The sequence below is a fragment of the Nesterenkonia sp. E16_10 genome, assembly GCF_017347085.1.
Lineage (GTDB): Bacteria > Actinomycetota > Actinomycetes > Actinomycetales > Micrococcaceae > Nesterenkonia.
This window is the reverse complement of the sequence record NZ_JADPSA010000022.1, coordinates 98,408-120,022: the sequence shown is the minus strand read 5'-3', so window position 1 is coordinate 120,022 and position 21,615 is coordinate 98,408. Positions and strand designations below refer to the sequence as shown.

At 67.2% G+C, this 21,615-nt stretch carries 21 protein-coding genes and 1 tRNA gene; 10 read left to right on the top strand and 12 right to left on the bottom strand.

The features are described from left to right. Nucleotides 1-59: 59 nt before the first annotated feature. Nucleotides 60-1,010, top strand: a complete 951-nt coding sequence (locus tag I2487_RS06855; RefSeq protein ID WP_207171350.1) for a PDDEXK family nuclease — start codon at nt 60-62, stop codon at nt 1,008-1,010. Here I2487_RS06855 and I2487_RS06850 read toward each other — a convergent pair. Further along, the gene (locus tag I2487_RS06850; RefSeq protein WP_207171351.1) at nt 996-1,535 is read right to left on the bottom strand and encodes a GNAT family N-acetyltransferase; all 540 of its coding nucleotides are present in this window, start codon (nt 1,533-1,535) and stop codon (nt 996-998) included. The two genes, I2487_RS06855 and I2487_RS06850, sit on opposite strands and share 15 nt — an antisense overlap. 113 nt (nt 1,536-1,648) lie before the next feature. On the opposite strand from I2487_RS06850, the gene I2487_RS06845 reads away from it, so the two are divergent. Next, nucleotides 1,649-2,320, top strand: a complete 672-nt coding sequence (locus I2487_RS06845) for an O-methyltransferase (RefSeq protein ID WP_207171352.1) — start codon at nt 1,649-1,651, stop codon at nt 2,318-2,320. A gap of 64 nt (nt 2,321-2,384) precedes the next feature. Then, nucleotides 2,385-3,035, top strand: coding sequence for a TrmH family RNA methyltransferase (locus tag I2487_RS06840; protein ID WP_207171353.1), 651 nt, complete (start codon nt 2,385-2,387; stop codon nt 3,033-3,035). A 62-nt stretch (nt 3,036-3,097) separates the two neighbouring features. Here the strand turns inward: I2487_RS06840 and I2487_RS06835 are convergent, their stop codons facing one another. Further along, the gene (locus I2487_RS06835; protein ID WP_345941351.1) at nt 3,098-3,667 is read right to left on the bottom strand and encodes a YdeI/OmpD-associated family protein; all 570 of its coding nucleotides are present in this window, start codon (nt 3,665-3,667) and stop codon (nt 3,098-3,100) included. Beyond that, nucleotides 3,660-4,535 carry a Cof-type HAD-IIB family hydrolase gene (locus I2487_RS06830; RefSeq protein WP_207171355.1) on the bottom strand — a complete coding sequence of 292 codons (876 nt, stop codon included), beginning with the start codon at nt 4,533-4,535 and terminating at the stop codon, nt 3,660-3,662. Before I2487_RS06830 ends, I2487_RS06835 begins: the two co-directional genes overlap by 8 nt. A gap of 81 nt (nt 4,536-4,616) precedes the next feature. Here I2487_RS06830 and I2487_RS06825 point away from each other — a divergent pair. Then, a tRNA-Ala gene (locus tag I2487_RS06825) sits at nt 4,617-4,689 on the top strand. Between the two features lie 18 nt (nt 4,690-4,707). Here I2487_RS06825 and I2487_RS06820 read toward each other — a convergent pair. From I2487_RS06820 to I2487_RS06810, 3 genes are read right to left on the bottom strand one after another with little or no spacing between them, the layout of a single operon-like run. After that, on the bottom strand, nt 4,708-5,523 hold the full coding sequence (locus I2487_RS06820) for a carbohydrate ABC transporter permease (RefSeq protein WP_207171356.1): 816 nt from the start codon (nt 5,521-5,523) through the stop codon (nt 4,708-4,710). Further along, the gene (locus tag I2487_RS06815; protein WP_207171357.1) at nt 5,520-6,491 is read right to left on the bottom strand and encodes a carbohydrate ABC transporter permease; all 972 of its coding nucleotides are present in this window, start codon (nt 6,489-6,491) and stop codon (nt 5,520-5,522) included. Before I2487_RS06815 ends, I2487_RS06820 begins: the two co-directional genes overlap by 4 nt. A gap of 1 nt (nt 6,492) precedes the next feature. Next, on the bottom strand, nt 6,493-7,860 hold the full coding sequence (locus I2487_RS06810) for an ABC transporter substrate-binding protein (protein WP_207171358.1): 1,368 nt from the start codon (nt 7,858-7,860) through the stop codon (nt 6,493-6,495). Between the two features lie 219 nt (nt 7,861-8,079). Here I2487_RS06810 and I2487_RS06805 point away from each other — a divergent pair, with 219 nt between their 5' ends. Both I2487_RS06805 and I2487_RS06800 read left to right on the top strand, forming a co-directional pair. After that, nucleotides 8,080-9,009: a sugar-binding transcriptional regulator gene (locus I2487_RS06805; RefSeq protein ID WP_255546010.1), complete on the top strand. Its 930-nt coding sequence runs from the start codon at nt 8,080-8,082 to the stop codon at nt 9,007-9,009. A gap of 56 nt (nt 9,010-9,065) precedes the next feature. Then, a complete protein-coding gene (locus I2487_RS06800) occupies nt 9,066-10,562 on the top strand; it encodes a mannitol dehydrogenase family protein (protein ID WP_207171360.1) in 1,497 nt (498 codons plus the stop codon). A 50-nt stretch (nt 10,563-10,612) separates the two neighbouring features. Here the strand turns inward: I2487_RS06800 and ulaA are convergent, their stop codons facing one another. Both ulaA and I2487_RS06790 read right to left on the bottom strand, forming a co-directional pair. Then, nucleotides 10,613-12,148 (bottom strand): PTS ascorbate transporter subunit IIC, encoded by a 1,536-nt coding sequence (ulaA, locus tag I2487_RS06795; protein ID WP_207171361.1) that lies wholly within the window; start codon nt 12,146-12,148, stop codon nt 10,613-10,615. Nucleotides 12,149-12,157: 9 nt separating this feature from the next. Continuing rightward, nucleotides 12,158-12,946, bottom strand: coding sequence for a PTS sugar transporter subunit IIAB (locus tag I2487_RS06790; protein ID WP_207171362.1), 789 nt, complete (start codon nt 12,944-12,946; stop codon nt 12,158-12,160). 172 nt (nt 12,947-13,118) lie between these two features. Here I2487_RS06790 and I2487_RS06785 point away from each other — a divergent pair, with 172 nt between their 5' ends. The 4 genes from I2487_RS06785 to I2487_RS06770 all read left to right on the top strand — a co-directional run bounded on the left by I2487_RS06785 (nt 13,119) and on the right by I2487_RS06770 (nt 18,686). Beyond that, a complete protein-coding gene (locus I2487_RS06785) occupies nt 13,119-14,621 on the top strand; it encodes a DUF1538 family protein (RefSeq protein WP_207171363.1) in 1,503 nt (500 codons plus the stop codon). Beyond that, nucleotides 14,618-14,938, top strand: coding sequence for a P-II family nitrogen regulator (locus I2487_RS06780; RefSeq protein ID WP_207171364.1), 321 nt, complete (start codon nt 14,618-14,620; stop codon nt 14,936-14,938). Before I2487_RS06785 ends, I2487_RS06780 begins: the two co-directional genes overlap by 4 nt. Before the next feature lie 63 nt (nt 14,939-15,001). Beyond that, the gene (locus I2487_RS06775; RefSeq protein ID WP_207171365.1) at nt 15,002-15,220 is read left to right on the top strand and encodes a hypothetical protein; all 219 of its coding nucleotides are present in this window, start codon (nt 15,002-15,004) and stop codon (nt 15,218-15,220) included. 19 nt (nt 15,221-15,239) lie between these two features. Continuing rightward, entirely contained in the window at nt 15,240-18,686 is a 3,447-nt protein-coding gene (locus tag I2487_RS06770; RefSeq protein ID WP_207171366.1) for a pyruvate carboxylase, read from the top strand. A 42-nt stretch (nt 18,687-18,728) separates the two neighbouring features. Here the strand turns inward: I2487_RS06770 and I2487_RS06765 are convergent, their stop codons facing one another. The 4 genes from I2487_RS06765 to I2487_RS06750 are packed head-to-tail and all read right to left on the bottom strand — an operon-like array spanning nt 18,729 to nt 21,539. After that, a complete protein-coding gene (locus tag I2487_RS06765; RefSeq protein ID WP_207171367.1) occupies nt 18,729-19,502 on the bottom strand; it encodes a 4'-phosphopantetheinyl transferase family protein in 774 nt (257 codons plus the stop codon). After that, nucleotides 19,499-20,296 (bottom strand): ABC transporter permease, encoded by a 798-nt coding sequence (locus I2487_RS06760; RefSeq protein ID WP_207171368.1) that lies wholly within the window; start codon nt 20,294-20,296, stop codon nt 19,499-19,501. The genes I2487_RS06765 and I2487_RS06760 overlap by 4 nt, the downstream gene beginning before the upstream one ends. After that, complete coding sequence (locus I2487_RS06755) at nt 20,293-21,333, bottom strand: ABC transporter ATP-binding protein (RefSeq protein ID WP_207171369.1); 1,041 nt, start codon at nt 21,331-21,333, stop codon at nt 20,293-20,295. Before I2487_RS06755 ends, I2487_RS06760 begins: the two co-directional genes overlap by 4 nt. Further along, a complete protein-coding gene (locus I2487_RS06750; RefSeq protein WP_207171370.1) occupies nt 21,330-21,539 on the bottom strand; it encodes an MbtH family protein in 210 nt (69 codons plus the stop codon). Before I2487_RS06750 ends, I2487_RS06755 begins: the two co-directional genes overlap by 4 nt. Between the last annotated feature and the right edge of the window lie 76 nt (nt 21,540-21,615).

The window sequence follows — 21,615 nt, the reverse complement described above, 5'->3', positions numbered from 1 at the left end:
TAGATGATGCTGTGTGGATAACCAGAGGTTCATCCGGGGTCCTTGGGCACACTGGCCCTGTGCACCCACTGCCGAAGGAGCTCACCGGACGTGCCTTCACTGCTGCCGAGGCGCTTCGCGGGGGAGTGCCCCGGGAACGCCTCCGACGCAAAGACATCGTCGCACTGGGGGCTGGTGTCTACGCGGTCCGGGTGTTCGTAGCTCGACGCACCCCACGGGAGACGCTTCAGCTCAAAGCTGCCGCACTCCTACGGGAGCGTCCAGACGCATGGCTCTCCCACTCGAGTGCGGCCCAGATCCACGGCCTATGGCTCCCCAACCGCCTCCTGACGGATCACCGACTGCACCTGTCCCATGCGCCGGAGCCCGGCCTGTGGACCCGCCGGCAAGGGGTCTGTGGGCATCGTGTCTCGGCCGGGGCGCAGAACGTGACCACGCGCGGGGGCGTCCGAGTGAGCTCACCCGGGAGAACGTGGCTCGATCTCGCCAGCCTCTGCAGCGTGCGCGAGCTGATCATCCTGGGGGACCAGCTGGTGCGCCTTCCCTATCAACGCTTCGAGAGCCGGAGGGAACCGCACACGACCCCCGAGGAGCTCGCGGCCCTCGTAGATCGCTCCCGCGGAGTCCCGGGACGACGACGTTGCCTCGCCGCCCTGACCTGGGTGCGGGTGGGCGCGGATTCCATCCAGGAGACGCTGCTCCGGCTCGCGCTGATCCGGGCGGGGCTGCCGGAACCAGAGCTCCAGGTCCCCGCCCAGCCCGGACACCGCTGGTCCCCGCGGGCGGATCTGGGCTACCCGGTGCGGAAGATCGCGATCCAGTACGAGGGCGACACCCACTTCACCCCGCAGCAGCAGCGCGCCGACCAGCGACGCGACAACATCTTCCTCGCGGAAGGGTGGAAGGTGCTGCGCTTCAACTCGGAGGACTCTCGGGAGGGGTTTCAGCGTGCCGCGGCCCAGGTTCGCGCGGCTCTCGGCGGCCTCGGCCGGAACTCAGCTCCCCAGTGAGCGCTGCATCAGCACCGTGCTCAGCGTCTGCCCGCGTTTGATCCCCACATCGCCCAGCCGTCCCACCTCGGTGAACCCGAGCTTCACGTGCAGCGCATAGGAGGCGGCGGTGGAGGCGTCGTCGGTGAGCACCGCGATCACCTGGCGGTGCCCGGCGGCCTCGCACCGGGCGAGCAGCTCGGTCAACAGCGCACGCCCGACGCCGCGTCCCTCTGCGCCGGGACGCAGGTAGATCGTGTCCTCCACGGTGTGCCGGTAGGCGGATTTCCGTCGCCAGTGCCCGGCATAGGCGAAGCCCAGAATGATCCCATCCTGTTCCGCGATCAGGAACGGATGCGCCGCCGCTCGCTTCTCCTGCAGACTCTGCGCCCACTCCGCCACGCTCATCGGCTCCTCGCTGAACGTGGTCACCGTGTGATGCGCATAGTGCGCCTGGATCTCGACCACCGCGTCAAGATCGGGCAGCTCGGCCTCCCGGATGCGCACGGAGGGGGCGGGGGAAGCGGGCACGGCAGCGTCAGGCATAGCAGGAGCCTAATCCCCGCATCCGCCCCAACCGCATCCGCCCCAACCGCATCCGCCCTCCCGCAGACACCCCGCCCTGGTCCGCGCCGGCTTCGAGGACCTAGGGTGCTTTCATGGGCACAGCACAGGATGACTTCGCCGCCGTCGACACCTACCTGATCGACCACCTGGTGCGAGAGGACCAGGCGCTCGCGGACACCCGGCGCAGCTCCGCGGAGACCGTGACCCCGGGGATCGATGTCACCCAGAGCATGGGCGCCTTCCTCGGTCTGCTGGTGCAGATCACCGGCGCCTCCCGGATCCTGGAGTTCGGCACCCTTGCCGGGTACTCAAGCATCTGGATGGCCCGAGCCATGGACGACGACGGCGCCGTGGTCACCCTGGACATCGACCCTGCGGCCGCTCAGGTGGCCCGGCGGAACTTCCACGCCGCCGGGGTGGCCGAACGGGTCCAGGTCCGGGTCGGCCCGGCGCTTGAATCGGCGGAGGCGCTGATCCAGGAGCAGGCGGAACCCTTCGACCTGGTGTTCATCGACGCGGACAAGGCCAATAATCCGCATTATCTGGAAGCCTCCCTGGCCCTGTCACACCCGGGGACGGTGATCGTCATCGACAACGTGGTGCGTTCCGGCGCGGTGCTCGAGCAGGACAGCACCGACCCGGATATTCAAGGGATCCGCACTCTGATGACAATGATCGAGGCCGATGAGCGACTCAGCGCGACCGCGCTGCAGACCGTGGGGCTCAAGGGGTGGGACGGATTCCTGCTGGCGCGGGTGAACTGACTCCGAGGTTCTGGCCACGGATCACCGCATTGCGGGGTCTCACCGGTGGGATAGCCTCGAATCCATGGATGAACAGGGGCATGCCGGGGGCGCGGGACAGACGCCCACCGAACGCGAGATCGGCGTGGGCCCGTGGGACGGACCCTGGCCAGCGGGTGAGCACTACGACCCGGAGCTGCTGCGTGAGGGCGATCGCCGCAACGTCACCGATGAGTACCGCTACTGGTCTCACGAGGCGATCGTCGCGGACCTCGATGTGCGCCGGCATGACTTCCACGTGGCCATCGAGAACTGGCAGCACGACTTCAACATCGGCACCGTGGTGCGCACCGCCAACGCGTTCTTGGCCAAAGAGGTCCACATCATCGGTCGCCGCCGCTGGAACCGCCGCGGCGCCATGGTCACCGATCGCTATCAGCATGTCCGCCACCACCCCTCTGTAGAGGACTTCGTGGCCTGGGCCGAGTCCGAGCGGCTGCCGGTGCTCGGCGTCGACCTGTTCCCGGACTCCAGGCCGATCGAGACCTATGCGCTGCCCCAGCGCTGCGTGCTGGTCTTCGGTCAGGAGGGGCCCGGGCTCAGCGAGGAGGTGCGGGAAGCCGCCACGGACACGCTCTCCATCGCGCAGTTCGGCTCTACCCGGTCCATCAACGCCGGCACCGCGGCCGGGATCGCGATGCATGCCTGGATCCGGCAGCACCGGTTCAGCGGCTGAGCAGCTGAGCGGCACCTGCGGCTGGTCCACCCAGGCCGCTGAGTCGGCGCAGAGTCGCAGACCTACGGCGTCTCCCCGCGGCTCAGCTGCTCCGTGAACCTCTCGATCCGCCGGGTCCGCGTCGCCGGATTCCCCGCGATCATCAGCTGATGCAGCACGTGATACCTGCCCTGACTGCTCAGCGCCTCGAAGGTCGCCTGCGCCGCGGGGGAGACCTCCAGGGCTGCCGCGAGATCGGCCGGCACCTCGGCGCCGGCCTGGCCCGCGTAGGCCCGATCCCAGCGGCCATCCGCCTGGGCCCGCTCGATCTCCGCGAAGCCGCGTGCTCGCATCCGGCCTTCAGCGATCAGCGCCTGAACGTATCCGACGTTGCGCTGCGACCAGATCGAGGCCTTCCGGCGCGGGGTGAACCGCTGCAGGAACGTGGTCTCATCCCGGGCCCTGCGCTGCCCGTCAATCCACCCACTGCACAGCGCCTCCTGCAGCGCCTCGCCGTAGCCCAACGAGGTCGGTGAGGTGACGCCCTTCTTGGCCATCACCAGCCAGACGCCGTCGGAATCGTCCTCGTGCTGATCCAGCCAGGCGCGCCAGGCGGCGACGTCGGGCAGAGTCAGCTCAGGCGGCTCAGTCACCGCGGCCGGCCCTGGTGTTCTCCGGATCGGCAGCCCAGCGGCTGAGGAACTCGGCCCCGGCCTCGTCATGGATCGCACCGGTGGAGGAGGTGAGCACCTCGTACTCGGTCTCCGGGACGCCGTCCTCGGGGCGCACGTCCACGTGGCTGACCGGCAGTCCGCGCTCATGCAGCCAGGTGGCCATGGCGTAGTCGGTCCGGGAATCCCCCATGGTGAACCAGGTCTGGGCGGTGATCCCACGCGCCTCGAGCAGCCTCAGCGAGCGCTGCGCACCGACGTCCTTGCCCACGCCCTTGTGCTCCACGTCCGTGGAGATGATGGTCGGGTCGATCCGGACATGCTCCAGCTGGTGCTTGCTCAACAGGGCCGGGATGGCGGCGTCGAACTCCTTCTGCGCCTCCAGGTAGTCCTTGTTCTCCACCTCGGTGGACTGCTCCACGGAGACCATGGAGCGCTTGGTCTCATCGAAGAACATGTGCCCGCTGAACCGCTCGGCCACCAGGTCCCGGACGTCATCGAAGAGAGCGGTGGGCAGTGTGAGCTCCTCGTCGATGTGGATCTCTCCGAGGCCCTCGGGGGTGATCTCGGCCCAGACCGCGCCCTTCTCGCTGATCGTGAAGACCGGCGCGTCAGGCAGCAGTCCGGCGGCGCGCATCGGCGGGATCACCTGCTGGGCGATGAAATCGTCGGAGCGTCCGGTGTTGAAGATGACCGGGATGCCCTGATTGGCCATGCCGGCGAGGTCGCGGGCGATGGACTCGATGGCGACGGAGCGGCTGACCGGAGAGGCGATGGGCCCGTCGACATCCAGCAGCAGTCCGAAGGGCGGGGTGGGATTGAAAGAGGCAGTCTCAGCAGAAGAAGTCACACATCCATTATCCTGGAAGCGCCGACGCCGCGGGTCCGGCTGGCTGGAGAAGTCCGGTCTTCAGGGCGAGCGGCAGGTCACGGGGCTATAGCTCAGCTGGTAGAGCGCGTCGTTCGCATCGACGAGGTCAGGGGTTCGACTCCCCTTAGCTCCACCGCTGCGGATTCCCCCTCTACTTGACCGCACCCATGGAGAGTCCGCGCACCAGCTGCTTCTGCGCGAGCCAACCGGCCAGGACCACCGGCAGTGAAGCCAGGACCGAGGCGGCCGAAAGCCGGGCGAGGAACAGGCCTTCGGAGGTCATCGTGCTCATCAGGTAGATCGGGGCCGTGGCCGCATTCGCCGCGGTGAGGTTCAGTGCGAAGAAGAACTCGTTCCAAGCGAAGATGACACAGATCAGCGAGGTTGCGGCAATGCCCGGGGCCACCATAGGAATCAAGACCCTGCGCATCGTGCCCAGCAGCGAAGCTCCATCCAGTGAGGCGGCCTCCAGGACCTCGCCCGGGACCTCCAGGAAGAAGGAACGCATCATCCAGACGGCGATCGGCAGGTTCATCGCGGTGTAGAGGATGATCAGCGTCGCGATGTTGTCCAGCATCTTGATCTGGCCTGCGATCACATAGATCGGCATGATCACCGCCACCACCGGAAGCATCTTGGTGGAGATGAAGAAGAACAGCGCATCCTGCGTCCGCTCCACCGGTCGGATGCTCAAGGCGTACGCGGCCGGGATCGCGAGCAGCAGCACCAGGATGGTGGAGGTGACCGTGGCGATCACCGAGTTCATGAAGTACGGACCGGCATCCGAGGTGAAGATGGCCCGGTACTGGTCCAGAGTGGGTTCGAAGAAGAAGCTGGGAGGCGAGCTCGCGGCGTCGGTCTCCTGTTTGAAGCTGGTCAGCACCATCCACGCCACCGGGGCGAAGAAGATCAGCGCGATGATCCAGGTGGCCACGGATAGGAAGCGGCCCCATACCGGATTCTTCATGACTGCTCCTTCGCGTTGATGCTTGTGAAGATGAGCCGCAGCGCCAGCAGCGCCAGCGCGATGGTGGCGATCACGGTGACCACGCCCATGGCCGCAGACTGACCGATGTCGAAGCCGAGGAACGCGCGCTGGTAGATGTAGAACGGCAGGTTGGCGCTGGCCGTGCCGGGGCCTCCGGCGGTCATCAGGTAGATGTGATCAAAGGTGTTGACCACGTAGATCGCGCCCAGGAGCACGGAGAGCTCCAGGTAGAAGCGCAGGTGCGGCAGGGTGATGTAGCGGAAGGTCTGCCAGGCCGATGCGCCGTCCACGGAGGCTGCCTCCAGGGCATCGCGGGCCTGGGACTGCAGTCCTGCCAGAAGCAGCAGCATCATGAAGGGCGTCCACTGCCACACCAGGGCGACGATCACGGAGAACATCGGATACTCGCTGGTCCAGTCCACCGGTGAGATCCCCACCAGTCCGATCAGCCAGTTCACCAGCCCGTAGGTCGGGTTGAACATGGAGATGCTCCAGAGCAGTGCTCCGGCCACCGGCATGATCAGGAACGGCGTGATCAGCAGGGTGCGCACGATCCCGCGACCGAAGAACTTCCGGTCCAGCAGCAGCGCAAGTCCGAGTCCCAGGAGCATCGCGAGGAACACGCAGCCAAGGGTGATCAGCACCGAGTTCAGCGCCGCCTGCCTGAAGGTGGAGTCGAGGAAGATGTCGCCGTAGTTGCTCAGGCCGACGAACTGTTCACCCTCGGGGCGCAACAGGTTGCGCGAGCGCAACGAGTACCAGATGGTCAGCAGGAACGGGACCTGGGTGACGATGATCAGGAAGATCAGCGCCGGCATCAGTGGAGCGCGCCGACGCCAGGCTTCTGCGCGGTCAGCCTTTGTCCGTGAACTCTGCTGCGGTGCCGGTTTCGTCGCGGCGTGAGTGTCAGCCGCGACGGCGGGAGGCGGGTTCTTCGTCGTCGTCATCTCAAGCCTCCCATCCGTAGGTCTGGGCAACGGCTTCCGCGAAGCGTTGCGATTGGTCCAACGCTTCCGTCACGGTCTGCTGACCGGCGATCGCGGCTGAGATCTGCTGCCCGACGCGGGTGCCGAGGTCCTGGAACTCCGGTATCGCCACGAACTGCAGCCCGTCGTAGGGCACCTCGTGGACCATGCAGTTCTCCTGGTTCGCGTTGCCCATGGCATTCAGCGTCGGCTCGGCGTAGTTGCTGGCGATCTCGGCGTACTCCGGGATTTCGTAGGTGGAGTCGCGAGAGCCCGGAGGCAGCCCCTCCCAGCCGAGCTCATTGCCGACCAGCTGGAAGTATTCGGGGTGGGTCATCCAGGCGATGAAGTCCCAGGCGGCCTGTTTGCGTGGGCTGGTCGCCGGGACGGCGAGGCTCCAGGCGTAGAGCCAGCCGGCGTAGTCGGTCTCCATGGTGGGGGCCAGGGCGTAGTTGACCTTATCCGCGACCAGCGAGGATCCGGGGTCCTGGATGCCGTTGACCATGGAGGAGGCGTCGTACCACATGGCCGCGTTGCCCTGGGCAACCTGGGTGAGGCAGTCGCCGAACCCGGCGGTGGCGGCGCCGGGCTGGCCCCAGGTCCGCACCGTGTCCACATAGGTGTTCACGGCCGCTTCGACCTCGGGGGAGTCCAGCATGGGGCGCCAGTCCATATCGAACCAGCGGCCACCGTAGGTGTTGATCACCGTGTTCAGCGGCGCGAGGTTCTCGCCCCAGCCGGCCAGACCACGTAGGGCGATGCCCGCACGTCCCTGATCGGGCGCGTGGAGGACTTCGGCGAACTCGCGGACCTGATCCCAGGTGGGCCGTTCCGGCATGCTGAGCCCGGCCTCTTCGAAGAGGTCCTCGCGGTAGACCATGAAGCTGGACTCCCCGTAGAAGGGAACGGCGTACTGCTTGTTCTCGTAGGAGAGGGCATCGCTGATGGTGCTGATGAAGTCATCGGGGTCATACCCCTGAGTCTCTGACATATAGGGATCGAGGTTCGTGAGCCAGCCGTTGGCCGCCCAGATGGGGGTCTCATAATTGGAGATCATCACGACGTCGAACTCGCCACCACCGGAGGCGACCGAGGCGGTGATCTTCGCCCGGGCTTCGTTCTCCGGCAGCGAGACGAAGCGGACATCGATGCCCGGGTGGGTGCTCCTGAAGTTCTCGATCAGCCCGATGGCATCCTGCATCTGCGGGTTCGAGACGATGGCGACGACGATCGACTCGCGTCCCCCGGCGCCGGTTGTCCCTCCGCCGCAGCCGCTCAGCGTCAGCGCCGCACCGCCGAGGCCGGCGCCGAGCAGCGTCCGCCTTGTCAGCCGTGGTCCGTTGCTTCCCATAATGTCATCCGTTCTGCGAGGTCCAGCAAAAGAGTGCGCTCATTTGATCGAAGTAGTTTGCTCACTTGTTAGGTGACTGTAGTCACAATATGTAACCGGGGCAATGCGGATGGGTGATCTCTAGGCGGCTCGGGGCCTGGATGAGACGGGTGGCAGCCGCGGAGTTCAGCGGCGGCGTGAGTGGCCGTTATGCTCACAGGAATTGAGCATGGAGGAACAATGGCTGCGGATCATCTGGTGCTGCTGGCGACGATCGCCACCGAGCACTACCGGGAGGGGCTCTCCAAGGTCGAGATTGCCCGTCGACATGACGTCTCCCGCTTCCAGGTGGCGCGTCTTCTGGACGAGGCGCTCGCCAAGGGCATAGTGCGCATCACCATCGAGGACCCCACAGACCCCAACCCCCAGTTCGCCGGTCTTCATGAGTCGCTCGGGATCAACTCGGTGACCGTGGTGCCCCCGCGCCCCGGCGAATCGATGCGCCCGGCTCTGGCGCGGCACGCCGCAGGTCTCCTGCCACACCGGCTGCATGAGGGTGGTCGGCTGGGTGTTGCCTGGTCCCGGACGCTGATGCACCTGCCGGAGTTCCTGACCGATCTGCCCCGGGTGGACGTCGTGCAGCTGGTGGGGGCGCTCAGCGCCCCGGGCACCTCGACAGCGGCGGCCTCAGCGCTGATCCATTCGCTCGGTGCTGCGGCAGGCGGGGAAGTCTGGCCGCTCCCCACTCCCTTGATCATGGATACGGCGGAGCTTGCGGCGGCGCTGCGCGGGGTGGATGAGGTGAGCGCGGCCCTGAGTGCGGCAGATGAGCTCGACGTCGCGGTGGTCGCCATCGGCGCCTGGGGTCCTGGCACCTCCACGTTCTGGGGGCGACTGAATGCCGAGGAGCAGGCGCAGGCGCAGAAGGGCGGCGTGGTTGCCGAGTGTTCCGGGATTCTGATGGACCTCAACGGTGAGATCGCACTCTCGGGGATGGAGGATCGAGTGATCGGCGTGAGTCCGGAGCAGCTGCGCAGGGCTCATGTGGTGGCCGTTGCTGCGGCGGTGGAGCACCCGGAGGCCGTGATCGCCGCGGCCCGAGCAGGTTTTGTCGACGATCTGGTGATTCCGGCTGAGCTTGCCGCGCGGATCAGCGAGTCGCTCAACTGATCTCAGATGAGAAACTTGTAGTGCTCAAATGAGTGCATGATTGATACAGTGTGGCCATGATCACGCTCAGCACCTCCGCCCTGAATCAGATTTCCGCTGCTCCAGGCGCCCCGGCGGCGCCTGGTTACGACCTCGCCGAACGGCGCGTAGGGATCGTGCATTTTGGGGTGGGAGGCTTCCACCGAGCGCACCAGGCGCTGTATCTCGACCGGTTGATGAGCGCTGGTGATGCCATGGACTGGGCCATCTGTGGCGTCGGGCTGCTTCCCGGAGATGTGCGGATGCGTGACGCCCTGGTCCCGCAGGGCGGGCTCTACACCTTGGTGACCAAAGCGCCCGACGGAACTCGTGATGCCCGGGTGATCGGCACGCTGGCGGAGTATCTCTTCGCTCCCGATGACCCCGAGGCGGTTCTGGCTCGGATGACGGATCCGGCAGTGCGGATCGTCTCCCTGACCGTGACCGAGGGCGGATATAACTACAACGCCTCCACCGGGGAGTTCCAGTTCGAGACTCCTGCGGTCGCGGAGGACCTGGCGGCGGACTTCGCCTCCGGTGCGACTCCGAAGACCATGTTCGGCTATGTGATCGAGGCGCTGCGCCGTCGTCGTGACGCGGGGGAGCAGGCATTCACCGTGCTCTCCTGCGACAACGTGCGCGGCAACGGCGACCTGGCTCGGCGGATGCTGCTCGCCTACGCCCAGCACAAGGACCCGCAGCTGGCGGAGTGGATCGCCGAGCACGTCGCCTTCCCCAACTGCATGGTGGATCGGATCACCCCGGTCACCGCCGACGCTGACCGTGCCATGGTGGCCGAGAGCTTCGGGGTGCAGGACGCCTGGCCGGTGGTCAGCGAGGACTTCATCCAGTGGGTCCTGGAAGACCGCTTCCCGGCGGGCCGGCCGGCGTTCGAGCGGGTCGGAGTCCAGATGGTCGACGACGTCGAGCCCTACGAGCTGATGAAACTTCGGCTGCTGAACTGCAGTCACCAGGCCATCGCCTACTTCGGCCTGCTGCTGGGGCACACCTACGCCCACGAGGCAGTCAACGACGAGGACCTGGCCAGGTTCACCCGGAAGAGCTACATGGATGACGAGGGCACCCCCGCCGTGGGTGAGGTCCCCGGAACCGATCTGGAGCAGTACAAGGACCAGCTCATGCAGCGTTTCGGCAATGAGTACGTGGCCGACGCTTTGGCGCGCCTGGCGGCGGAGTCCAGCGACCGAATCCCCACCTGGCTGGTGCCGGTCATTCGGGAGAACCTCGCCGCCGGACGTGATGTCACGGCCTCGGCGGCGATAGTGGCCTCCTGGGCGCGCTATGCCGAGGGCGTCGGCGAGAACGGGGAGAAGTGGGAGGTCGTGGACCGGCATCGTGAGCGCGTGATGGATCGTGCTGCGTCCCACGATGAGGACATCTTGGCATTCCTGCGCGACGAGGAGCTCTTCGGTGACCTGGTGGACCAGCCAGCCTTCACCGGGCCCTACGCCGATGCCCTGCAGACCCTGCGGGCAGAGGGCGCACGGGTGCTCTTGCAACGGATCCTGGCCTAGGCCCGCGGGTCCAGCGGATCTAGACGGTGCCGTAGAAGCTGAGCGTCGACTCAGCTCCGCGCAGGTGGGGCTGGGGCTCCCCGGGGCGGTTCGATCTTCGGATACTGACCATGGGTGCCGGCCACGGGGGCCTCGGTCGAGGACCCTTCGGCCTGCTCGGGTCGATGCGGCGAGGCATCCCAGTTCCGGTCGACGACGCGACGCTGGACCAGGATCGCTGCACCGAGGATCAGCAGTCCCAGGGCGGCGACGACCACGATGCCCCCGATCGAGCCGATGCCTGCTCCATAGCCGACGAGGATGCCGAACCAGCCGAAGTCGGTGTCTCCGAACGTCGTGTTGGCGCTTCCGAAATCGCCGAGGACCAGGAGCAGAAGTGCCGGCAGGAACGTGATGAGGAGCCCGTTGACGAAACCGCCTGCCACTGCGCCGCGCCGACCACCGGTGGCGTTGCCGTAGACACCCGCTGCGCCGCCGGTGAAGAAGTGCGGCACCAGACCCGGCAGGATCAGCGCCAGCCCGAGCGCCGGGTTGAGCCAGAGGGTCAGCGCTGCGAGCCCCACCAGTCCTCCGGTGAAGCTGGAGAGGAACCCGATCAGCACGGCGTTCTGCGCGTAGGGGAAGACGATCGGTGCATCCAGGGCGGGGATGGCGCCGGGGACGATCTTGGCGGCGATGCCCTGGAACGCAGGGACGATCTCGCCCAGGATGGTGCGCACACCGAAGAGTATGACTGCTACGGCAATGCCGAACTGCAGTCCCTGGGTCACCGAGAGCATGATGAAGTTGCCGAAGTTCTCGGCCCCACCGTCGAACGCCTCGTACGCCGCCTCACCTTCGCGGGCGAAGTAGATCATGGCGACCACGACGTACATGATCACCATGGACAGCGCGGTCGCGACCATGGAGTCTCGCAGGAACCGCAGGCCTTCGGGCAGCTTCAGGTCTTCGGTGGATCGGCTCGACCTGCCACCGACCAGGCGTCCCACAGTTCCTGCCGCGACGTAGCCAGCAGTGCCGAAGTGCCCCATGGCAATGCTGTCATCACCGGTGATCTTCCGGGTGAAGGGCTGAGAGAAGGCCGGGAGGGAGACCATCAGAATGCCCAGCAGAACGCCGCCAAGTCCTACGGTGAGTGGCCCTGAGTACCCGGCGGTGGCCAGCACGATGGTCAGCAGCGTCGCCATGAAGAGGATGTGGTGGCCGGTGAGGAAGACGTAGCTCAGCGGCGTGAACCGCGCCAAGACCAGGCTGATGGCGAATCCGAGGATCATCAGCCATGCCACCTGCGCGCCGTAGGTCTCTTGGGCGATGCCGACGATGGCTTCATTGGTGGGTATGACGCCCTGGGCGCCGGTTGCCCCCTGGATCATGACCCCCAGCGGGTCCAGGGACGCCACGACAAGCCCGGCCCCTGCGCCGATCAGCAGGAAGCCGAGTATCGCCTTCATGGCACCACCGATGATCTGTCCGGTGGATTTCTTGAGCGCGATCAGTCCGACGGCGACGATGATGCCGATCAGGAACGCTGGAACGGAGAGAATCTCGTTGACGAGGAACTCTGGGATTGCGACGAGCCAGTCCATATCTGTTCCTTAGACGTTGTAGAGCTCGCGCAGTGCGTTGTCGAGCTCGTCCTTGCTGGTGAAGTTTTCGATCACCTTGACCGGGACGCCGACGTCGCCCAGGGACTTGGCGATCTCGCCGGAGGTGAGAATGGCCTTCGCCTCCGAGGCCCGCCCGCGAGCGGAGATGGTGTCGGTGGCTTCTACGTTCAGGTGTCGACCCCACCCCCAGGTGTCTAGAACGCCCTCAAGGGTGTTCTTCAGGAACAGGGAGGTCCCGAGGCCGTTGCCGCAGACCGTGAGGATCAGGTGCTGTTCGTCGCCGCCCGAGGACCGGCTCTTGGTGTCTGCAGCGGGAGTGGGTTCGTCTTCTCCTCTGAGGATGGCGGAGATGGCGGCGGGGGAGGGGGCGGCGTCCAGAGCGGCACGGGTGTCTTCATCACCCAGAACGCCGCTGAGCTCGGCCAGGGCATGTGTATGGTCCTTGGAATCTACGGCGGCAAGAGCCACGATCAGAGAGACCGGATCGTTCTCGCCGCTTCCGAAATCCACCGGTTCCTTCAGTCGCACCCAGGACATGCCGGTGTGGTGGACGGCCTCAGAGGGGCGGGCATGCGCGAACGCGAAGCCAGGGGCGATCACGATATAGGGGCCGTTCTCGACGACACTGTCGATCATGGCCTGGGTGTACCGGGCAGAGGCGATGCCTGCCTGTTCCAAGAGGCCACCGGCGAGACGGATCGCGGACCGCCAGTCGGACGCCTCGGCATCCAGTGCGATCGAGTCCTGGTGGATGAGTTCAGGGAGGGATGAGGTCATGGTGATCCGTTCTGCTCAGATCTGATCGTGGGCCGTATCCTCGGTGGTGAAGGTCACATGCCCATATTCTATAAATGGCCGACGCCGCGGGTCCACCTGGCCGCAGGGGTTCGACTCCCTGAGCTCCACTCTTCGACGTCGAGGTGCAGCGGCTGCGCAGGAGGGACCCGACGTGAAGCTGCTGGGTTCGCTGCGACGACGCTTCATCCACGCGCTCAGGGCGCTTCTGCCGATCCTGCTCGTCGTCGTGCTGTTCCAGGCGGCGGTCTTTCGCCAGATCCCCGAAGGAGCGGGCTCCATACTCCTTGGCCTGGTGATCGTCGCGGCGGGGATCGCGCTCTTCCTCGAGGGCCTGGAGCGCAGCGTCTTCCCGGTCGGGAAGTCGATCACCAACAAGCTGGTGAAGACGGCGTCGCTATGGAAGCTTCTTCCCTTCTGCTTCTTCATCGGGTTCGCGGCGGTCATTGCTGAGCCCGCCCTGATCTCGGTCGTGGACCAGGCGGAGCTGGTCAGCGAGGGTCGGATCAACAGCATGACCCTCCGATTCGTGATCGCGCTGAGCGTGGGCATGGTGATGGTGCTCGGTGCGCTGCGGGTGTTCCTGGGCTGGGCCCTGCACCGGGTCCTGCTCATCGGCTATTCCGTGGTCATCGGGCTCACGCTGATCTCACCGGAGGAGGTCGCCAGTCTGGCCTATGACTCGGGCGGGGTCACCACAAACATCGTGACGGTGCCGCTCATCGCTGCCATCGGGATCGGCATGGCCGCCTCGATCCGTGGTCGGAGCCGTCTGGGAGACGGCTTCGGTCTGGTGGCGCTGTGCGTCATGGTCCCCATGATCAGTGTCCAGCTCTACGGAATCGTGGTGTACCGGTTCAGCGATGCCGGGTCAGTGGCTCCCACCGGTTCAACAGATGAAGCGCCCTGGTGGCTGGAGCTGTTTGTGGGACTTATGACCGTGGTCCGTGACGTGCTTCCGGTGATCGCCGTGGTGCTGTTCTTCCAGTTCGTGGTGCTGCGCAGGCGCCTGGGCAATCCCATCGGGGTCACGGTCGGTTTCGGGATGGTCATCCTCGGGCTCTATGGGTTCATCGTAGGGCTGGAGATCGGACTCCTACCGATGGGCAGCCAGATGGCGGCGCAGCTCATCGAGACGGATCAGACCCTGCTCATCATCGCCTTCGGTGTCCTGATCGGATTCGCCACCACCATGGCCGAGCCTGCCTTGATGGCCATCAGCGAGGAGGCGCAGGAGATCTCCGAGAAGCGGCTGAACGCGAACACGCTCAGAGTCCTGGTGGCCTGCGGTGTAGCGGCGGGGATCGGAGTCGGCGTGCTGCGGATCCTTGCCGGGGGTTCCTTCGTCGCGATCATCATCGGGCTCTACCTGCTCGCGCTGTTCCTGCTGCTGCTGGCGCCGAAGGACCTCGTGCCCATCTCCTTCGACCTTGGTGGAGTCACCACCAGTGAGATCACCGTCCCGCTGATCACGGCCCTGGGAATCGGCCTGGCCACCGCCACTCCGGGAAGGGACATGCTCATGGATGGTTTCGGGCTCATCGCGTTCGCCTCGGTCGGCCCGGTCATCGCGGTCCTCGCCTATGCTTGCGTCGTGAGATTCGCCGCCATGGCGCGAACTCGAGATTCCTCATCGACGTTCCCCGAGGAGACATGATGTCGCACAGAGTGGTCTTTGTCGTGATCCCCGACGATCAGGAGGAGAGAGCGATCTCGCTGGTCGAGGACGCTGGGGCCACCGGAGTCACGGCGCTCTCGGCGCGCGGCGTGGGGGCTCATCCACACAAGACGTTCTTCGGGGTCCGCTTCACGGGCGCGCAGTCGGTGCTCATGATGGTCGTGCCCGAGGAGAAGGTCCAGCCCATCACCGACTCCCTGCATGAGGTCCTGTTCAAGCGCGGAGAGTCCCACGGGATCTGCTTCTCTGTGCCGGTGGACCAGGTCTCGATGCCCGGACACTCCGAGGGGTCCTGAGCTCGCCACTGCGCTGCTGAAGCACCGTCTCGACGGAATGGATCCGGCGAGGACACCTGCGCGGTGTGGGACGACGAGTCGATGCTCGCCTTCGGCACGGTACGGGTTCCGCTGACCGGCGCCACCCGGCCCCAGGAGCGGCTGGGCTTCACGCTCACGCTCACCCAGGCGGCCATGCGTCGCGCACCGGACTCACCGCACCAGACGGCGGACCGGGTCCCCCAATCCCACCACCCGGTAGGATCGCCCCAACGCCGCCACAATGAGGTGGCGGCGCCATGAGTTGAGGGAGATTGCACCTATGTTCTCGAAGATCCTGGTCGCCAACCGCGGGGAGATCGCCATTCGGGCGTTCCGTGCCGGCGTCGAACTTGGGGCGCGCACCGTCGCCGTGTACCCCCATGAGGACCGCAACTCCTTTCACCGCCAGAAGGCCGATGAGGCCTACCGGATCGGCGAAGAGGGCCACGCGGTCCGCGCCTACCTGAACATCGAGGAGATCATCCGCGTCGCCAAGGACGCCGGCGCCGACGCCATCTACCCCGGCTACGGCTTCCTCTCGGAGAACCCCGACCTGGCCCGCGCCGCCGAGGCCGCCGGGATCACCTTCATCGGCCCGCCCGCCGACGTCCTGGAGTCCACCGGCGACAAGGTCAAGGCCCTGCGCGCCGCGAAGAAGGCGGGCGTGCCGGTGCTGCAGAGCTCCGAGCCCTCCAAGGACACCGAGGAGCTCACCCGGGCCGCCGAGGAGATCGGCTTCCCGATCTTCGTCAAGGCCGTCGCCGGCGGCGGCGGTCGCGGCATGCGCCGGGTGGACAAGCGTGAAGACCTCGCCGAATCCCTGCGCTCGGCCATGCATGAGGCCGAGACCGCGTTCGGGAACCCCACGGTCTTCCTGGAACAGGCCGTGCTGCGCCCCCGGCACATCGAGGTCCAGATCCTCGCCGACGGCGAGGGCAATGTGGTCCACCTCTTCGAGCGCGACTGCTCGCTGCAGCGCCGCTACCAGAAGGTCGTGGAGATCGCCCCGGCCCCGCACCTGGACGAGGAGATCCGCCAGGCGCTGCACCGCGACGCCGTGGCCTTCGCCAAGGCCATGAACTACCGCAACGCCGGCACCGTGGAGTTCCTGGTCGACACCGTCGGGGAGCGCGCGGGCGAGCACGTGTTCATCGAGATGAACCCGCGCATCCAGGTCGAGCACACGGTCACCGAAGAGATCACCGACATCGACCTGGTCTCCGCACAGATGCGCATCTCCGCAGGTGAGACCCTCGAGGACCTCGACATCCGCCAGGAGGACCTGCGCGTGCGCGGCTCCGCGATGCAGTGCCGGATCACCACCGAGGACCCGGCCAACGAGTTCCGCCCCGACATCGGCACCGTCACCGTCTACCGCTCCGCCGGCGGCTCCGGCATCCGGCTCGACGGCGGCACCGTCTACGCCGGGGCTGAGATCAGCCCGCACTTCGACTCGATGCTGGTCAAGCTCACCGCCCGCGGTCGCAACCATCAGACCGCCATCGCCCGGGCCCGCCGCGCGCTCTCCGAGTTCCGGATCCGCGGAGTGGCCACCAACATCCCGTTCCTGCTCAACGTGCTGGACTCCAAAGAGTTCCTCGCCGGAGACGTGGCCACCGACTTCATCGACGCCCACCCCGAGCTGGCCAAGATCAACCGGTCCCAGGATCGCGGCTCCAAGGCGCTGCAGTATCTGGCAGACATCACCGTGAACCAGCCGCACGGGCCCCGCGTGGAGGGCATCGACCCGCGGGACAAGCTCCCGCACTTCCCCGGAGACAAGCACGACGAACCCGACCGCAGCCCCTTCGACGGGCCCTCGGATCACCCCAAGCCCGAGGGCTGGCGCCAGGTGCTGCTCACCGAGGGCCCCGAGGGTTTCGCCAAGAAGCTTCGCGAGCAGACTGCGCTGGCCGTCACCGACACCACCTTCCGCGACGCCCACCAGTCCCTGCTGGCCACCCGGGTGCGCACCCGTGACCTGCTGGCCGCCGCGCCCGCCGTCGCCCACGTGACTCCCGGGCTGTTCTCGGTGGAGGCCTGGGGCGGCGCCACCTACGACGTCGCGCTGCGCTTCCTCACCGAGGACCCTTGGGACCGGCTGCGCCTGCTGCGCGCGGAGCTGCCGAACATCCCGATCCAGATGCTGCTGCGTGGCCGCAACACCGTGGGCTACACCCCCTACCCGCTGGAGGTCACCGACGCCTTCGTGGCCGAGGCCGCCGCCACCGGGGTGGACATCTTCCGGATCTTCGACGCGCTGAACGACGTGAACCAGATCGTGCCGGCCATCGAGGCGGTCCGCAAGACCGGCACCGCCGTGGCCGAGGCCGCCATCTGCTACACCGGCAACCTCTCCGACCCGGCCGAGGACCTCTACACGCTGGACTACTACCTCGACCTGGCCCAGCAGATGGTCGACGCCGGGGCCCATATCCTCGCGATCAAGGACATGGCCGGACTCCTGCGCCCCTCGGCCGCAAAGACCCTGGTCACCGCTCTGCGAGAACGCTTCGAGGTGCCGATGCACCTGCACACCCACGACACCGCCGGGGGCCAGCTGGGGACCCTGCTGGCCGCCGCCGAAGCCGGAGTCGACGCCGTCGACGTCGCCGTGGCCTCGATGGCGGCGACCACCTCCCAGCCGCCGGCCTCCGCGCTGGTCGCGGCACTGGAGCACACCGAACGCGACACCGGTCTGGGCCTGGAAGCAGTGGCGTCCATGGAGCCCTACTGGGAGGCCGTGCGCTCGATCTACCGGCCCTTCGAGTCCGGGCTGACCAGCCCCACCGGCCGGGTCTACCGGCACGAGATCCCAGGAGGGCAGCTCTCGAACCTGCGCCAGCAGGCCATCGCACTGGGCCTGGGGGAGCGGTTCGAATCAATCGAGGACATGTACCACGCGGCCGACACCATGCTGGGTCGGCTGGTGAAGGTCACCCCGTCCTCGAAGGTGGTCGGGGACCTGGCGCTGCAGCTGGTCGGGATGGACGTGGACCCGCAGGAGTTCGAGGCGAATCCGCAGAGCTTCGACCTGCCCGATTCGGTGATCCAGTTCCTCGCCGGTCAGCTCGGGGACCCGCCAGGCGGCTGGCCCGAGCCGTTCCGCTCCAAGGCGCTTCAGGGCCGCACGGTCAAGCCCCTGGACCAGGAGCTCAGCGAAGAAGACTCCGCAGCCCTGCGCTCCGCCGACGCCGCCGAGCGGCGTCGCACGCTGAACCGGCTGCTATTCCCGGGACCGACCAAGGACTTCGAGGCGGCTCGGGAGAAGTACGGCGACGTCCAGGTGCTCCATACCCGGGACTTCCTCTACGGGATGCGCACCGGGTACGAGCACGTCATCTCCCTCGGCAAGGGTGTGCGCCTGTTGGTCACGCTGCAGACCGTCTCAGACCCTGACCCCAAGGGGATGCGGACCGTGATGTGCACGCTCAACGGTCAGGCCCGCCAGGTGGGCGCCCGGGATGACTCGGTGGAGGCCTCCGTGGCCATCGCGGAGAAGGCCGACACCTCCAAGGCCGGTCACGTGGCCGCGCCCTTCGCCGGAGCGGTCTCGCTCACGGTTCAGGAGGGTGACACCGTGGAGGCCGGTCAGAACGTGGCCACCATCGAGGCGATGAAGATGGAGGCCGGGATCACCACCCACGTCGCGGGCACCGTGACCCGGGCCGTGATCAGCGGCGTGCGGCAGGTCGACGGCGGGGATCTGCTCGTCGTCGTCGAGTAGCCGGGTCGTAGAATACCCGCCGCACCGGAGGGGTCTCCGACCTCACGCGCCCCAGGAGGTCGTGATGTCGGTGATCTCCTCGGGGGTGCGCGCGGCGACTGCCGCGGCGTAGCCCGGCGGCGCGGGAATCAGGCACCCCCAGAGACCCTGGACCCGAGCGTCCGGGGTCTCGGCGACGGGCGCCCAGCGCAGCCGCTCCGGGCCGGCGTGGCCGTGCCAACGCGTCCCGGGATCCCGGGACCCGAGATTCTGGTCGCCGAGCAGCAGCTCCGCCGGGGGATGATTCAGCCCCACCCCGGCGGCCTTGAGCACGGCTTCCTTCAGCACCCAGCTCTCTATCAAGGACCGGGTTCTTGAATCGGGGGAGAGCCGGCGCAGGGCTGCGCGCTCCGCGCGGTGCAACGCGTACTCCGCGAACCCGGGGGCGAGCCGCTCGGGTATCGCTTCCAGGTCCACGCCGACCTGCTGGCCCGGGGCTGCGGCTCCAGCGAGCACATGCCGAGCCGAACTCGAGCTGCTCAGACTCACCCCGTGAAGCTCCGGGCGCCCATGCGGTCCACCGCACTGCTGGCATGAGCGCCGGATTCCCAGCCGCGCCGCGTCCTGCAGCCGGTCCCCGCGGTGAGCGGCGGCGAGCAGCCGCAGCGCCGCCCGCGCGGTCAGCGTTCGCCGCTGATCTAAGGGATCACGCTTGGCCGAGGCGGCGGCATGATCCTCCGGGGCCGCGGCCTCACCCAGCTCACCGAGCGCCCCCGACGTCAGACGGGGGAGCTGCGCCTCGAGCTCGGCGCTGGAGGTCAGCAGGACCGAGATCATCGCCGGCTGATGCGCCGGTACTGGGTCACCGCGATCGGGGCGAAGATGGCGATGATGCTCAGGCAGCACAGCGTGGCGTAGAGCGCGGCGTTCTCCGCCGGCCAGCCTCCGGCCACCTCGAACTGCGCCGGGGCGGTGTTGCCGAAGCCTTGTCGGGCCGCGGTGGCGATCGCGGTGACCGGATTCCACTCCGCGATCCCACGCAGCGGACCCGGCAGCGTGTCCGCTGAGACGAAGGCGCCGGAGATGAAGCAGACCGGGAACAGCCAGAGCAGCCCGAGGCTCTGCGCCACCTCCACGCTGCGCGCGGTCAGTGCGACGACGGCCCCCACCCAGGCGATGGCGAAGGCGTAGAGCAGCAGCAGCAGGAAGGTCAGGGTGATCGTGAGCGGATCGGTGGTGGCCCGCCAGCCGATCGCCAGTCCGCAGAGCACCAGCACCACCGTGGAGATCACGCTGGTGATCAGGTCGGACCAGGTGCGTCCCAGCACGACACCGACCCGCGACATCGGCAGCACCCGGAATCGGTCCACGATCCCCTGGTGCAGATCCTTGGCCAGGTAGACCGCGGTGAAGGAGGAGTTGAACGTCAGCGTCTGCGCGAGCAGCCCGCCGATCAGGAACTCCCGGTAGTCAGCTCCGCCCAGAGCCCCGCCGAAGACGAAGGCCATGATCAGCACGAAGATGATCGGCTGCGCCACACCGGTGACCAGGGCTCCCGGGGTCCGTCGAACATTGGTGAAGTTCCTGCGCGCGATGATTCCGCCATCGCGCACTGCGGTGATCACACTCATGAGCGGACCTCCTCTCGGGCGGCGGCGTTGTCGGGGACCGGGTCCTCGGCAGGCGCCTCGGTCGGTGACACAGCCGGGTCCTCAGCAGAGTCCTGACCCGAGCGGACTCCCGCGGGCTTCTGGGTGATCTGCAGGAAGACGTCGTCCAGCGTGGGCTGCCGCAGCGAGGCCTCGATGACCTCGATCTCGGCCTCGCGCAGCGCGGCCAGTGCCGCGCGCAGGCTCTCCTGCCGCCCGGGCGCGGTCGCGCTGAGCCGCAGGGCGGAGTCATCGGCGCTGACCTCCAGGCCGATCGAGCTCAGTGCGGCGCGAGCCGCCGGAACCGTGCCGGGGCGTTCGAAGCTCATGTCGAGTCGAGCGCCGCCGGCCTGGGCCTTCAGCGTCGCGGGGGTGCCTTCGGCCACGATGCGACCGCCGTCGATCACCGCGATGGAGTCCGCAAGCTCGTCGGCCTCCTCGAGGTACTGGGTGGTCAGCAGCACGGCGGTGCCGTCATCGGCGAGTGCCGAGATGGCGTCCCAGGTGTCGCGGCGGCCGCGGGGATCGAGCCCTGTGGTGGGCTCGTCGAGGATCACCACAGGAGGCCGTGCCACCAGCGCGCCGGCGAGATCGAGTCGACGCCGCATCCCTCCGGAGTACGAACCAGCACGCTGACCCTTGGGCACGCCGTCGAGCCGAAAATGCTCCAGCAGCTCATGCGCCCGTGCCTTCGCGGCCTTGCGGCGCATGCCGTAGAGCTGACCGACCAGGGTGAGGTTCTCGAGCCCGGTGAGCTTATCGTCCACTGCGGCGTACTGTCCGGAGACCCCGAGGCTCCTGCGCGCGGCGTCACCCTCGGTGCGCACGCTGTGCCCGGCGATGAACGCGTCACCGCCGTCGGGCTCCAGCAGCGTGGTCAGCACGCGCACCGTCGTCGTCTTGCCCGCGCCGTTGGGTCCGAGCAGTCCTTGGACGGTGCCCGCCGGGACCTCCAGGTCCACGCCGGCCAGGGCCTGGAACTTGCCGAAGCTCTTGGTGATCGACTGCAGCGAGATCAAGACACGGCCAGGTCGCGCTCGAACACCGGGGTGATGTCCGCCCAGTGCTCTTCGACGTAGTCGAGGCAGTCCTGGCGGGCGGCGGACCCGAAGACCGCCACCCAGCCGCTGGGGACATCGGCGAACTCGGGCCAGAGCGAATGCTGGCCGAGCTCGTTGATGACTACCCGGAACTGCACATCATCTCGGTCAAAGGGGTTGGTCATCGCTGCACTCCTGGGTCGGTTTCTCATCGCTCGCCGCAGTGGTTCTTGCGGCATCATGAGGAGTTCGTAACCGGCC